This is a genomic window from Curtobacterium sp. MCLR17_045, from assembly GCF_003234405.1.
Lineage (GTDB): Bacteria > Actinomycetota > Actinomycetes > Actinomycetales > Microbacteriaceae > Curtobacterium > Curtobacterium flaccumfaciens.
This window is the reverse complement of the sequence record NZ_QKTB01000002.1, coordinates 180,837-193,966: the sequence shown is the minus strand read 5'-3', so window position 1 is coordinate 193,966 and position 13,130 is coordinate 180,837. Positions and strand designations below refer to the sequence as shown.

10 protein-coding genes and 1 tRNA gene are annotated in these 13,130 nt (G+C 73.4%); all 11 read left to right on the top strand.

Annotated features, from left to right (window positions below; translation table 11 throughout):
• Positions 1-304: 304 nt before the first annotated feature.
• The 11 genes from DEJ05_RS03085 (at position 305) to DEJ05_RS03035 (ending at position 13,109) form a co-directional block, all read left to right on the top strand.
• Positions 305-1,570: a glutamate-5-semialdehyde dehydrogenase gene (locus DEJ05_RS03085; protein ID WP_111109710.1), complete on the top strand. Its 1,266-nt coding sequence runs from the start codon at positions 305-307 to the stop codon at positions 1,568-1,570.
• 40 nt (positions 1,571-1,610) lie between these two features.
• Complete coding sequence (locus DEJ05_RS03080) at positions 1,611-1,811, top strand: hypothetical protein (RefSeq protein ID WP_035807661.1); 201 nt, start codon at positions 1,611-1,613, stop codon at positions 1,809-1,811.
• 11 nt (positions 1,812-1,822) lie between these two features.
• Positions 1,823-2,422 carry a nicotinate-nucleotide adenylyltransferase gene (gene nadD / locus DEJ05_RS03075; protein WP_111109709.1) on the top strand — a complete coding sequence of 200 codons (600 nt, stop codon included), beginning with the start codon at positions 1,823-1,825 and terminating at the stop codon, positions 2,420-2,422.
• A complete protein-coding gene (locus DEJ05_RS03070; RefSeq protein ID WP_111109708.1) occupies positions 2,419-3,936 on the top strand; it encodes a hypothetical protein in 1,518 nt (505 codons plus the stop codon). Before nadD ends, DEJ05_RS03070 begins: the two co-directional genes overlap by 4 nt.
• Positions 3,937-4,068: 132 nt before the next feature.
• On the top strand, positions 4,069-4,443 hold the full coding sequence (gene rsfS / locus DEJ05_RS03065) for a ribosome silencing factor (RefSeq protein ID WP_027464721.1): 375 nt from the start codon (positions 4,069-4,071) through the stop codon (positions 4,441-4,443).
• A gap of 108 nt (positions 4,444-4,551) precedes the next feature.
• Positions 4,552-4,624: transfer RNA gene (locus DEJ05_RS03060), tRNA-Ala, on the top strand.
• Between the two features lie 79 nt (positions 4,625-4,703).
• Positions 4,704-5,627 carry an aldose 1-epimerase family protein gene (locus tag DEJ05_RS03055; protein WP_111109707.1) on the top strand — a complete coding sequence of 308 codons (924 nt, stop codon included), beginning with the start codon at positions 4,704-4,706 and terminating at the stop codon, positions 5,625-5,627.
• Positions 5,606-7,123: an anthranilate synthase component I family protein gene (locus tag DEJ05_RS03050; protein WP_111109706.1), complete on the top strand. Its 1,518-nt coding sequence runs from the start codon at positions 5,606-5,608 to the stop codon at positions 7,121-7,123. The genes DEJ05_RS03055 and DEJ05_RS03050 overlap by 22 nt, the downstream gene beginning before the upstream one ends.
• Positions 7,124-7,199: 76 nt before the next feature.
• Positions 7,200-8,039: a hypothetical protein gene (locus tag DEJ05_RS03045; protein WP_181440633.1), complete on the top strand. Its 840-nt coding sequence runs from the start codon at positions 7,200-7,202 to the stop codon at positions 8,037-8,039.
• The gene (locus DEJ05_RS03040) at positions 8,036-9,664 is read left to right on the top strand and encodes a DNA polymerase Y family protein (RefSeq protein WP_111109705.1); all 1,629 of its coding nucleotides are present in this window, start codon (positions 8,036-8,038) and stop codon (positions 9,662-9,664) included. The genes DEJ05_RS03045 and DEJ05_RS03040 overlap by 4 nt, the downstream gene beginning before the upstream one ends.
• Before the next feature lie 34 nt (positions 9,665-9,698).
• Positions 9,699-13,109 (top strand): error-prone DNA polymerase, encoded by a 3,411-nt coding sequence (locus DEJ05_RS03035; RefSeq protein WP_111109704.1) that lies wholly within the window; start codon positions 9,699-9,701, stop codon positions 13,107-13,109.
• The last annotated feature ends 21 nt before the right edge of the window (positions 13,110-13,130 follow it).

Genomic DNA, 13,130 nt, shown 5'->3' with positions numbered 1-13,130 from the left:
TGACCGCTCGCATGGCGCAGGACGACGTGTCGTGACCGATTGACGGGGTGGGCGCGACCGCCTGGAGGCCCGGCGCCGGTCCCGGGGACCGGTGCCGGGCCTCCAGGCGGTCGCGACTCCCCGTCGGGACGCCGTCGAACGGTCGGGAACCGTCGGTATGGGCGGCGCGGAGCGACGATCTGCGACCGCTCGGCAGGCGGGTGACGACGTGTCATGCCCGCTCGGAGCGGCGGACCGGGCCTGGAGGCACGGCGAGCGCCCGGCACGCCCGTCACGAACCGAGGGGCGGACCTACAATCGGTCCATGTCGTCGATCGCGCCCGCCCCGACCCTCACCGACAAGCTCGTGGCGGCACGGACCGCCTCGTCGGCGCTCGCGACCGCGACGACCGCCGTCAAGGACGCCGCCCTCGGCGCGATCGCCTCGGCGGTGCGTGCCGCGACCGACGAGATCGTCGCCGCGAACCACGACGACCTGGTCGCCGGCGAGGACGGCGGACTCTCGTCCGGGCTGCTCGACCGATTGCGACTCGACCCCGTCCGGATCGAGGCCCTCGCCGCCGCGGTCGAACACGTCGTCGGGCTGACCGACCCCGTGGGCGAGCACGTGCGCGGGTCGCAGCTGCCGAACGGACTCCAGCTCACCCAGGTGCGCGTGCCGTTCGGTGTCGTCGGGGCCATCTACGAGGCACGCCCGAACGTCACCGTCGACATCGCCTCCCTCGCGCTCAAGTCGGGCAACGCCGTCGTGCTCCGCGGCGGGTCGGCGGCCCAGCACACGAACGCCGTGCTCGTCGCCCGGATCCAGGACGCGGTCGAGTCGGTCGGGCTGCCCCGCGACCTGGTGCAGACCATCGACGAGTTCGGCCGCGCCGGTGCCACCGAGCTCATGCGGGCACGTGGCCTGGTCGACGTGCTGATCCCACGGGGGAGCGCCGCGCTCATCCAGACCGTCGTCACCGAGTCGCAGGTGCCCGTCATCGAGACCGGTGCGGGCGTCGTGCACGTGTTCCTCGACGCGTCCGCGCCCGAGCAGCGTGCGGTCGACATCGTCCTGAACAGCAAGGTGCAGCGGCCGAGCGTGTGCAACGCCCTCGAGACCCTCCTGGTGCACGAGGCCGCGGCCGAACGGCTCCTGCCGCTGCTGGCCGACCGGCTGCGGGCGTCCGGTGTGACGCTGCGCGGCGACGACGCCACGCGGGCGATCGTGCCCGGGGTGCTCCGCGCCACCGACGACGACTGGGCGACCGAGTCGATGGACCTCGACCTGTCGATCCGCGTCGTGCCCGACGTCGATGCGGCGATGGCGCACATCGCCCGGTGGTCGACGCACCACACGGAGTCGATCGTCACGAACGACGTCGACACCGCCGAACGGTTCCTGGCGACCGTCGACTCGGCGGTCGTGATGGTGAACGCCTCGACCCGGTTCGCCGACGGCGGCGAGTTCGGTTTCGGTGCCGAGGTCGGCATCTCGACGCAGAAGCTGCACGCGCGCGGTCCGATGGGCCTGCCGGAGCTCACGAGCACGAAGTGGATCGTGCGCGGGTCCGGGCAGATCCGCGGCTAGACTGAACGGCGTCTTTCCCCGACCGAACGGAGCACGAACGATGACCCTCCTCGCAGAAGCTGCTGAGCACGCCTCCGGGGCGCCCGCGTTCGTGTTCCCGATGGTCGGCGCCCTCTTCTTCATCTTCCTCGGCTTCGTGACCTGGAGCTTCCGCGACGTGGCCTACCGCCACTCGCAGAAGTTCGAGGCCACCCGCCACCACGAGACGGGTGTCGACGAGTTCGGTCACACCAAGATCTGACCGACCACTCGATGCTCGAGACCACCGGACGGCCACGCATCGGCGTGATGGGTGGCACGTTCGACCCCATCCACCACGGGCACCTGGTCGCGGCGTCCGAGGTGGCGCGGGCCTTCGACCTCGACGAGGTCGTCTTCGTCCCCACCGGACAGCCGTACATGAAGTCCGACGTCACCGACGCCGAGCACCGGTACCTGATGACCGTGATCGCCACCGCGTCGAACCCGATGTTCACCGTCAGCCGCGTGGACATCGACCGCCCGGGGCCGACGTACACGGTCGACACCCTGCGGGACCTGCACGAACAGCGACCGGATACCCAGCTCGTCTTCATCTCGGGCGCAGACGCCGTTCAGCAGATCGTCGACTGGAAAGACCATGATGGTCTCTGGGACCTCGCGCACTTCGTGGCCGTGACGCGTCCGGGACACGCCTTGAGCCTCACCGGATTGCCCGAGCGGGACGTAAGCTTGCTCGAAGTCCCTGCACTGGCCATATCCTCGACGGATTGCCGTGACCGGGTTCGACGGGGGTTCCCCGTCTGGTACTTGGTTCCCGACGGTGTCGTCCAGTACATCTCCAAGCACCATCTGTATCGGAGCGTTGCATGAGTTCGTCCGACGCGCAGCCGCCCCTGTCGCGGCGCCAGGCGCGCGAGCGGGAGCGTGCCGCCGCGGCCGGTTCGCAGCCCGCGACGCCGCCCCCGACCGTCGCCGCACCCGCCGCCGAGACCCCCGAGTCCCGTCGCCGTCCGGGGTCGCACGTCGCCCCGGCCCCCGGTGGCCCCGCCCAGTCGTCCGCGCCGGCATCGGCGCAGACCGACCCCGGGTCCGCCGCGTCCGTCCCGGTGTCGGCACCCGCGGCCGGTGTGCCGCCGTTCCCGCCGGCCTCCGCGACCGAGATCGTCCCCGGCAGCGGTGGGCTCACCCGTCGGCAGATCCGGCAGCTCCGTGCCGCCGAGCGCCAGGCGGTCCTGCCAGTCCCGCTGCAGAACCCCACGCCCCAGTCGTCCGACCGCACCGTCGAGGACGTCCTCGGGTCGGTGGACACGATCGACCCCTCCGCCGCGCCGCAGAGCGCTCCGGACGCCGAGGCCGCGCACGACGAGCAGCCCGCTGCCCCGACGGTCCTCGACCAGGCCGCAGTCGCCCAGGCCACCGAGGCCGACGGGTCCCCGGACGCGCTCGAGCCCCTCGACGAGGCCGCTGCGCACGCCGAGGAGCCCCGCCGTCACCGGTCGACGTGGTCACCGCCCGCCGACGTCACCGAGCCCGACGCGTCCGCGACCGACGTCCCCGAGTCCGATGCGCCGGAGACCGACGTCCCTGAGTCGGATGCGCCGGTGAACGACGCCCCGGCGGACGAGACGACCGACGTCGCCCCGGCGGACGAGTCGTCCGAGGACGCTCCGGATCGGTCTGCCGAGGACGCTCCCGCTCCCGCTGCCGGGTCGCAGCCCGCCGTCACGCCGGTGCCGATCCCGACGAACGCCGCCGCGGCGACCCCCGCGGTGTTCCCGCTCTCGCTCGACGCCGAGGACGACGACACCAACGAGGTGCCGCTGCCCGAGCCCGCGACCGAGGCCCCGAAGGTCCCCGCGGCGTTCCAGCGTCCGACCGAGCCGAAGCCGGTGACCACGGCCTTCGCGCCGCCCGCCGGCCACTGGTCGCAGCAGGCGCACGACTCGAACGACTCCGAGGTGCACGACGCCGAGACGGGCACCCGCCGCGTCGCGGTGACGAACACGAACGCGATCATCCTGCCGAACTCGGCCCTGGCCGACCCCACCGGGGCGCTCAACGCGACGGGCGAGGTGATCCTGACCGGATCGATCGACCTGCCGGCGTCGCTGTCGTCGACGGGGTCGCACCGGCCGATCGACGGCGCCGAGGTCGACCGCCTGCTCGAGCAGCAGGACGAGCAGCCCGAGACCGACGCCAGCCCGGTGCGGGCCAGCCGCGCGGTGTCCAGCCACACCTCGACCCGTCAGGTCGTGCTCGCCGCCGCCAAGCCGAAGGAGTCGCGCACGCCGCTGATCCTCGGTGTGACGGTCGGCGCGGTCGGGCTGGCCGCGGCCGGCGTCATCATCACCGCACTGCTCACCACCCACGCGTTCGGCGGCTGACCGCTGCCGTCCTCGACGTCCGTTCTCCACCACCCCGCCGACCCTGGCCTGGCCGCTGTCGGCGGGGTGGCTTATGATCGTGACCCATCAAGCGAACCGGCTGTCCGTCGGTTCGACGACCGGAAGGAATCCGTGACCGCCTCCACTCGCGCACTGGAACTCGTGCAGGCCGCAGCACTCGCGGCCGACGCCAAGCAGGCCGAGGACCTCGTCGCTCTCGACGTGACCGGGCCGTTGCAGCTCACGGACGTGTTCCTGCTCGCAACCGGTCGGAACGAGCGCAACGTGCAGTCCATCGCCGATGCCGTCGAGGAACGCCTCCTCGAGCTCGGTGCCAAGACGCTCCGCCGCGAAGGCCGTACCGAGGGCCGTTGGGTCCTCATCGACTTCGGCGAGATCATCGTGCACGTCTTCCACGACGAAGACCGCCAGTACTACTCGCTCGAGCGTCTCTGGGCCGACTGCCCGACGATCCCGCTCGAGCTCCCGGTGGACCACACCGCCTGATCAGCGACGCGCCCGGGTGACGGCTTCGATTTCGTTGCCCGGCGTTCGCATGGTGTACGCTTCTATGGTGCCTCCGGGGAACCGGTTGGTACGGAAGCAGCACGATCTGGGTCTGTGGCGCAGCTGGTAGCGCACCTGCATGGCATGCAGGGGGTCAGGGGTTCGAGTCCCCTCAGATCCACCCTCAACCCCGTCGTTCCTCGGAACGGCGGGGTTTTTCGTGCACCCGGCGGGACTCGGCGGCCCGATACGCTGAGCGCATGAGCAACGACGCGCCGCTGTCCGGGTCCCCGCTGACGATCACCTCCGCCGGGTACACGGCCGACATCGCCACCGTCGGAGCGACACTGCGGACCCTGCGGCACGAGGGCCGAGACCTGGTCGTCCCGTTCGACGCCGACGAGGTCCGCCCGGTCTTCCGCGGTGCCGTCCTGGCCCCGTGGCCGAACCGGATCGTCGACGGCGAGTACTCCTTCGGCGGCGTCCACCACGAGCTGGCCCTCACCGAGCCCGCACGGCACCACGCCCTGCACGGACTCGTCGCGTGGACGGACTTCCGCGTGCAGGAGCAGGCGGACGACCACGTGGTGCTCGCCACGACCGTCCAGGCGCAGCAGGGCTACCCGTACCGCGTCGAGGTCACCGTGGAGTACCGGCTCGACGCCGAGGGGCTGCACACGACGATCACCGGGACGAACACCGGGGCCGAGGACGCACCGTGGGGGACCGGCCCGCACCCGTACCTCGTCGCGGGTACCGGCACCGTCGACGACTGGACCCTGACGCTCCCCGCCGCCCAGGTGCTCGAGGTGACGCCGGACCGGCTCATCCCGACCGACCTGGTCCCCGTGCACGACGAGTTCGACCTGCGCACGCCCACGCTGATCGGCGACCGGTTCATCGACCACGCCTTCACCTGCTTCGACCGTGACGCCGCCGGCCTCGCCACCATCGCGGTCACGGCGGCGGACGGTCGCGGGGTCCGTGCGACCTTCGGGCCGGAGTGCGGCTGGGCCCAGGTGCACACCGCCGACCACGTCGTCCCCGAGTACCACCGCGCCGGTCTCGCCGTCGAGCCGATGACGTGCGCCCCCGACGCCTTCAACGACGGCGAGGACCGCGGCCTCGTGGTGCTCGCGCCCGGTGCCTCGCACGCCGCCGCATGGACGATCGCCGCGATCTGAGCACCCCCGACCCCGGCGTCCGCGTCGAGGTCCGCCGACTCGACCCGGTCCCCGACCTCGCGGCCCTGGCGGCGCAGGTCGCCGGGGACCTGGTGTGGCTCGACTCCGGCCTGCCCGACGGTGCTCCCGCCACGGCTCGGCCCCGGGCGCGCTTCTCCGTGCTGGCGTGGACGGACGGGCCGTTCGCCGCCCGGTTCCGGCACCAGGACCGTCGCGCGCACCTGACGGTCGCCGCGCCCGCCGAGGAGTGGTTCGGGCCCGCCCGGTCCGAGGAGCGTCCGGCCTTCGCGGTGCTGGCGGACCTGCTCCGACGCACGCCCAGCCTGCCCGAGCCGGTCGTCGGGTTCGGGTTCGCGCTGGGCTGGGTCGGGTTCCTCGGCTACGAGCTCGGCCGCGAGTCGGGCGGCCCGGACCGGACCGCCGACGGGCACGCCGACGCCGACCTGCGGTTCGTCGACCGAGCCGTCGTCGTCGACCACACCGGTGGTGCCTGGGCGCTCGCGCTCGTCGCCGACGCGGAACCGGCGGCCAGCGCGCGGAACCGCGCGTGGCTCGAGGAGGTGCCCATCCCCGCGACGTCGGTCGGCGTCGTGGACGCGGCCGCGGGCCTCCCGGCCGGGGTGTCCACGGCGACCGGGCGCGTCACGCGCGCCGCCTACGAGCGGGCGGTCGACGCGTGCCGCGCGGAGATCCGCGAGGGGAACGCGTTCCAGGTCTGCCTCACCACCGCCTTCGCGGTCGGACTGGAGGCCCGTGGCGGCCCCGGTACGGACCCGCACCTGGGCGAGTACCTGCGGATGCGGGCGGCCGACCCGGTGCCGTTCGGCGCGTTCCTGCGGCTCGGCCCGCTGCGCGTGGCGAGCCGGTCACCGGAGCGGTTCCTGCGGATCGACGCGGCCGGAGCGGTGCTCGCGGAGCCGATCAAGGGCACGCGGCGGCGGCTCGCCGACGCGGTGGCGGACGCGGCTGCGCGGGACGACCTGGCGGCGAGCCCGAAGGACCGCGCCGAGAACGTGATGATCGTCGACCTGCTGCGGAACGACCTGCTGCGGACCGCGGTGCCCGGGTCGGTGCACGTCGAGCGGCTGTGCGCCGTCGAGACGTACGCCAGCGTGCACCAGCTGGTCTCGACGATCGGGGCGGTGCTGCCGCCGGGGACGTCGCGGGCCGACGTGGTGCACGCGGCGTTCCCGCCGGGGTCGATGACCGGCGCGCCGAAGAGCAGTGCCACGGCGATCGCGGACCGGCTCGAGGGGGCGCCGCGCGGGGTGTACTCAGGCGCGATCGGCTACTTCTCGGCGAGCGGGGCGGTCGACCTGTCGGTGGCGATCCGTAGCCTCGTGACCGTGCTCGACGAGTCGGGAGAGGTGCGTTCTCGGACCCTCGGAGCCGGGGGAGCGGTGACCTGGTCGTCGGTGCCCGCGGACGAGGCGGACGAGGTCGAGACCAAGACGCGGTCGGTGCTCGGCGGGGTCGGGGCGGTCGCCAGCTGGTGAGCTGATGCCCTGATCCGAACACGTGTTCGACCAGGACTGTCCACGGATGTCGGACGCGATTGACATCATCGAACACATGTTCGAATATGAGGGCATGCAGACGGCGGCGGCACTCCGGTCGCCCACCCCGGACCGGGGCGGGCGGAGCGGTGCTGCACGCGGTGGCAGCGGTGCGGGCGGTGGCGGTGCGCGCCGTGGGCCGGACCACCTGAGCGATGCCCGGGCCGCGCTCGACCGCATCACGTCCCTGCGGTCCCGGGTGGCCGACATGGAGTCCACGCGGGTCGACACCGCCGGGCTCCCCACCGCCTCGGCACTCGAACCCCTGCTGCCCGGCGGCGCGATCCGGGTCGGTGGCACCTACGCCGTCCCCGAGTCGGTGCTGCTCGCGATCACGATGCTGCAGGCGGCCTCGGCAGCCGGGGCGTGGTGTGCGGTCGTCGGGGTGCCGTCCTTCGGGATCGAAGCCGCCGCCGCCGCGGGGATCGACCTCGAACGGCTCGTGCTCGTCCCCGATCCGGGTGACCAGTGGCTCGCCGTGACGGCGGCGATGGCCGACGTCGCCCAGATCGTCCTCACCCGACCGCTCGGCCGGGTCGTGCCGGGCGACGTGGCACGGCTGTCGGCCCGCCTGCGACAGCGCGGTGGCGCACTCGTCGCGCTCGGCTCCTGGCCCGGGGCGGACGTCACGCTGCGGGTCACGTCCTCGACGTGGAGCGGCATCGGTCAGGGCCACGGCCACCTGACGGAGCGCCGGGCCACCGTGACCGCGACCGGGCGTGCCGGCGCGGTGCGTCCGGCGACCGCCGAGCTGCTCCTGCCCGCGGCCGACGGTGCGGTCCGGGCCGCCACACCGGTGCCGACGGTGGGCTCCGGGGACACCCGCGTGCTGCGGCCCGTGGCGGTGGCGTCGTGATCGCCTCCGGGCGCGTCCGGACCGACGCGATCACGCGGGGAGCGGCACTGCCCGAACCACCCCCGACCCGGACGATCGTGCTCTGGTGCCCGGACTGGCCGGTCATCGCGGCGGCTCGGGCCGGTGGTACCCCGCCGGAGCAACCCCTCGCCCTGACCGCGAAGGGGCTCGTGTTCGCGAGCTCTGCGTCCGCGCGTGAGCAGGGCGTCGTGCGGGGGCTCCGCGTGCGTGAGGCGCAGGCGCGGTGCCCCGAGCTCCTCGTGCAGCCCTACGACGACGCCCTCGACCACCGCGCCTTCGAGCCCGTCATCCGTGCGGTCGAGGCGGCTGTCCCGGGGGTCGAGGTGCTGCGGCCGGGCACCCTCGCGCTCCGTGCCCGCGGGCCGGCCCGGTACTACGGCGGTGAGCGCGCGGCGGCGGCGACCCTCGCCGGCATCGCGGCCGACCACGGCGCCCCCGCGGTGCGGGCCGGGGTGGCCGACACCCCGTTCGCGGCGGACCAGGCCGCCCGGGCCCGTCCGGTGCGTCCCGGCGAACGGGTGCGGCTCGTGCCCGTCGGGGGATCGGCGGACTTCCTCGCGCACCTGCCGCTCGGCGTGCTCGGCGACCCCGACCTCACGACGGTGCTCGACCGGCTCGGCATCACCACGCTCGGCGACTTCGCGGCACTCGGCGACGAACAGGTGCGGGACCGCTTCGGCGTGGCCGGGGCGTTCCTGCACCGGTTGGCCGGGGGCCGCGACCCCCGCGAGATCGCGGCGCGGGAGATCCCGCCGGAACTCCGGGTCGAGGCGTCGTTCGAACCCCCGCTGGACCGCGCCGACCAGATCGCGTTCGCGTTCCGGCGTTCCGCCGACGACTTCGCCGAGCGACTCCGGGCCGCGGGGCTCGTGGCGACGACCATCCGCGTGGGGATCGTCGACGAGCGCGACATCCTGCTCGAACGGACCTGGGCGCACCCGCGCTGGTTCGACGCCGCCGACGTGGTCGACCGGGTGCGGTGGCAGCTCGCCGGCGGGGTGGACCCCAGCGGGCTCGAGGCGCCGGTCACCTCGGTCGTGCTCGAGCCGGTCGCCGTCGACGACATGGCGAACCACGAGCGCGGGCTGTGGGGCTCCGGCCCGGACGAGCGCGTGCACCACGGCCTCGCCCGGATCCAGGGCATGGTCGGCCACGACGGTGTGGTGAGTCCGCGCATCGGTGGGGGCCGCACCCTGTCCGAGCGCGTGGTGCTCGTGCCGTGGGGCGACGCACCCGCCGGCGGTGAGCGAGCCCTGGCGACCGTCCGCGACCGACCGTGGCCCGGCAAGCTGCCCGGCCCGCCCCCCGCCACCGTGCTCGAGCGCCCCCGACCGGTCGACGTCGTCGCCGCCGGCGGTGCGAGCGTCGACGTCGACGAGCGCGGCGTGCTGTCCGGCGCACCCGACCGGTTCCGCGCCGAGGGCGGCCGGGGCGGCGGGTTCTCCGCCGTGACGGCATGGGCGGGTCCGTGGCCGCTCGTCGTCCGGTGGTGGGAGTCCGGCGGCCGACGCCTGCACCGGCTGCAGCTCGTCGACGCCGAGGGGCGCGCCTGGTACCTGGTGCTGGCGGACCACCGCTGGTGGGCAGAGGCGATCGCGACGTGACCCCGACCACCACCACCGACAGGAGCGTGACCTGATGGGCTACAGCAACCCACCCATCCCGTGGTCGCAGTTCGAGCGCGCGCTGTCCGACAAGCGGAGCCCGGGCACGGCGCACGACGGCGACGGCGGCGACAGCCCCGCGTGGTCGCGGAAGCGCGAGCCGTACGTCCCGTCACCGCTCGACACCGACGGCGGACCCGTGGTGCCGTACGCCGAACTGCACGCGCACTCGGCCTTCAGCTTCCTCGACGGCGCCAGCCAGCCCGAGCACCTGTTCGAAGAAGCCGCTCGGCTCCGACTGCACGCCCTCGCGCTCACCGACCACGACGGCTTCTACGGGGCCGCCCGGATGGCCGAGGTCGCCGAGTCGTACCCGCAGGTCGGCACCGTCTTCGGCACCGAGCTGTCCCTGGGGCTGACCGAACCGCAGAACGGTGTGCCCGACCCCGAGGGCTCGCACCTGCTCCTGCTCGCCGACGGCCAGGACGGCTACCACCGGCTCGCCGGCGCGGTGACGAGCGCACACCTCGCCGCCGGGTCCGAGAAGGGCAGCCCGCAGTACGACCTCGACGACCTCGCCGCGCGGGCGGACGGGCACTGGCGGGTCCTCACCGGCTGCCGGAAGGGCTCCGTGCGGCAGGCCCTCGAGCAGGGTGGCGAGTCCGCCGCCGAGACCGCGCTCCGGGTGCTGCTCGACCGGTTCGGCAGCCGCAACGTCGTCGTGGAGCTGCTCGACCACGGCGACCCGCTCGACAGCGCCCGCAACGACGCCCTGGCCACCCTCGCCGCGAAGCACGCGCTGCCCCTGGTCGCCACCGGCAACGTGCACTACGCCACCCCCGACCGGTTCCCGGTGGCGACCGCGCTCGCTGCGGTGCGCGCCCGCCGCAGCCTCGACGAGATCGACGGCTGGCTGCCGGCCGCCGACACCGCCCACCTGCGCTCCGGTGCCGAGATGGCCAGACGGTTCGGGCGCTACCCCGGCGCGATCGAGCGGACCGTGGAGCTCGCCGACGAGCTCGGGTTCCGGCTGAAGACCGTGCAGCCCGGGCTGCCCGACCTCGACGTCCCGGACGGACACACCGCGATGTCGTGGCTCCGCGAGCTCACGTGGACGGGTGCCCGGCGGTTCTACCCCGGCAGCGCCGACGGCGTCGATCCCCGCAAGCGGGAGCGCATCGAGCGTGAGCTGTCCGTGATCGAGGAGAAGAACTTCCCGGGGTACTTCCTGATCGTGCGCGACATGGTGCAGTACGCCCGCGGTCGGGGCATCCTCTGCCAGGGGCGGGGCTCGGCGGCGAACTCGGCGGTCTGCTACCTGCTCGAGATCACCGCGGTGGACTCGATCCGGTACGGGCTGCCGTTCGAGCGGTTCCTGTCGGCGATGCGCGACGAGGAACCCGACATCGACGTCGACTTCGACTCGGACCGCCGCGAAGAGGTGATCCAGTACGTGTACGCCAAGTACGGCCGGCACAACGCCGCCCAGGTCGCGAACGTCATCACCTACCGGCCCAAGGGCGCGGTGCGCGACATGGCGAAGGCGCTCGGCCACAGCCCCGGGCAGCAGGACGCCTGGTCGAAGCAGGTCGAGCGGTGGGGGTCGGTGACCGAGAGCCAGGACCACGACATCCCGCCGGCGGTCGTCGGGCTCGCGAGCGACGTCCTCGGGTTCCCGCGGCACCTCGGCATCCACTCCGGCGGCATGGTGCTGACCGACCGCCCGGTGGGCGAGGTCGTGCCGATCGAGCACGCCCGGATGGACGGCCGCACCGTGCTGCAGTGGGACAAGGACGACTGCGCCTACATGGGGCTCGTGAAGTTCGACATGCTCGGGCTCGGCATGCTCGCGGCCCTGCAGTACTCGTTCGACCTGGCGGCAGAGCACTGTGGGGAGCGCTGGGAGATGCACTCCATCCCGAAGGAGGAACAGGGGGTCTACGACCAGCTCTGCCGCGCGGACACGATCGGGGTGTTCCAGGTGGAGTCCCGCGCGCAGATGGGCACCCTGCCCCGACTGCTCCCGCGGCGGTTCTACGACCTGGTGATCGAGGTCGCACTCGTCCGCCCCGGGCCGATCCAGGGCGGCGCGGTGCACCCGTACATCCGCCGGCGCACGGGCGAGGAACCGATCACGTACATGCACCCGGCGCTCGAACCCGTGCTCGAACGCACCCTCGGGGTCCCGCTGTTCCAGGAACAGCTGATGCAGATGGCGATCGCGGTCGGCAACTGCTCCGGTGACGACGCCGACCTGCTGCGACGGGCGATGGGGTCGAAGCGCGGGCACGAGAAGATCGACCGGCTGCGCGACAAGCTCTACACGGGGATGGCGGACAACGGCATCCACGGTGCGGATGCCGACGCGATCTACGCGAAGATCCAGGCGTTCGCGAACTTCGGCTTCGCGGAGAGCCACTCGATCAGCTTCGCCCTCATCGTCTACGCGAGTGCGTGGATGCGGCTGCACTACCCGGGGGCGTTCCTGGCGGCACTGCTCCGGGCGCAGCCGATGGGGTTCTACTCACCGCAGACCCTGGTCGCCGACGCCCGGCGGCACGGCGTCCGCGTACTGCGACCGGACATCCTGCGGTCCGGGGTCGACGCCACGCTCGAACCGCTGCCGGACGGGGATGCCGGTGCCGGTGCCGACGCGTGCCTGGCCGCCGAGCAGCCACCGGTGCTGCCCTTCGACAAGGCGCTCCCCGACGACACCGCGAGCCACCGACGCGACGGTGCCTTCGCCGTGCGGCTCGGGCTCGCCGAGGTCGCGTCGCTCAGTCGGAAGAGCGCCGAGAAGATCGTCGCGGAGCGGGACGCCAACGGTCCCTTCCGCGACATGTCGGACCTGGCCCGGCGGGTCGGGCTCACCACGCCGCAGCTCGAGGCCCTCGCCGCCGCCGACGCCTTCGCCCCGTTCGACATCGACCGCCGCGGTGCGATGTGGTCGGCTGCCCAGGCGGCCGCCGAGCGTCCGGACCAGTTGCCGGACACGCAGGTGTTCGTGCAGCCGCCGCTGTTCGGGCAGATGACGAGCGGGGACGTGCTCATCGCCGACATGTGGTCGACGGGCATGACGACCGACGACCACCCCGTCCGGCACGTGCGCGACCGGCTCGCCGCCCGCCGGGTGCTCAGCGTGCAGGACACCGCGACCGCCGAGACCGGACGACGGGTCGAGGTCGGCGGGATCGTGACGCACCGGCAGCGTCCGGCGACGGCCTCCGGCATCACGTTCCTGAACGTCGAGGACGAGACCGGGCTGGTCAACGTCATCTGCAGCGTCGGGGTCTGGGGGCGCTTCCGCCGGGTGGCGCGGGAGTCCCCGGCGGTGATCGTCCGGGGCATCCTCGAGCGCTCGCCCGACGGGGTGGTCAACCTGGTGGCGGACCGCATCGAGCACCTGTCGCTGTCCGTCCGCACCCGCTCGCGGGACTTCCAGTGAGTGGTCTGCTCAGGCGAGCCG

Excerpts from the sequence above, each read along its gene's own strand:
- DEJ05_RS03085 (WP_111109710.1), top strand. The coding sequence starts at position 305 with ATGTCGTCGATCGCGCCCGCCCCGACCCTCACCGACAAGCTCGTGGCG.
- DEJ05_RS03080 (WP_035807661.1), top strand. The coding sequence starts at position 1,611 with ATGACCCTCCTCGCAGAAGCTGCTGAGCACGCCTCCGGGGCGCCCGCG.
- nadD (WP_111109709.1), top strand. The coding sequence starts at position 1,823 with ATGCTCGAGACCACCGGACGGCCACGCATCGGCGTGATGGGTGGCACG.
- DEJ05_RS03070 (WP_111109708.1), top strand. The coding sequence starts at position 2,419 with ATGAGTTCGTCCGACGCGCAGCCGCCCCTGTCGCGGCGCCAGGCGCGC.
- DEJ05_RS03055 (WP_111109707.1), top strand. The coding sequence starts at position 4,704 with ATGAGCAACGACGCGCCGCTGTCCGGGTCCCCGCTGACGATCACCTCC.
- DEJ05_RS03050 (WP_111109706.1), top strand. The coding sequence starts at position 5,606 with ATGGACGATCGCCGCGATCTGAGCACCCCCGACCCCGGCGTCCGCGTC.
- DEJ05_RS03045 (WP_181440633.1), top strand. The coding sequence starts at position 7,200 with ATGTTCGAATATGAGGGCATGCAGACGGCGGCGGCACTCCGGTCGCCC.
- DEJ05_RS03035 (WP_111109704.1), top strand. The coding sequence starts at position 9,699 with ATGGGCTACAGCAACCCACCCATCCCGTGGTCGCAGTTCGAGCGCGCG.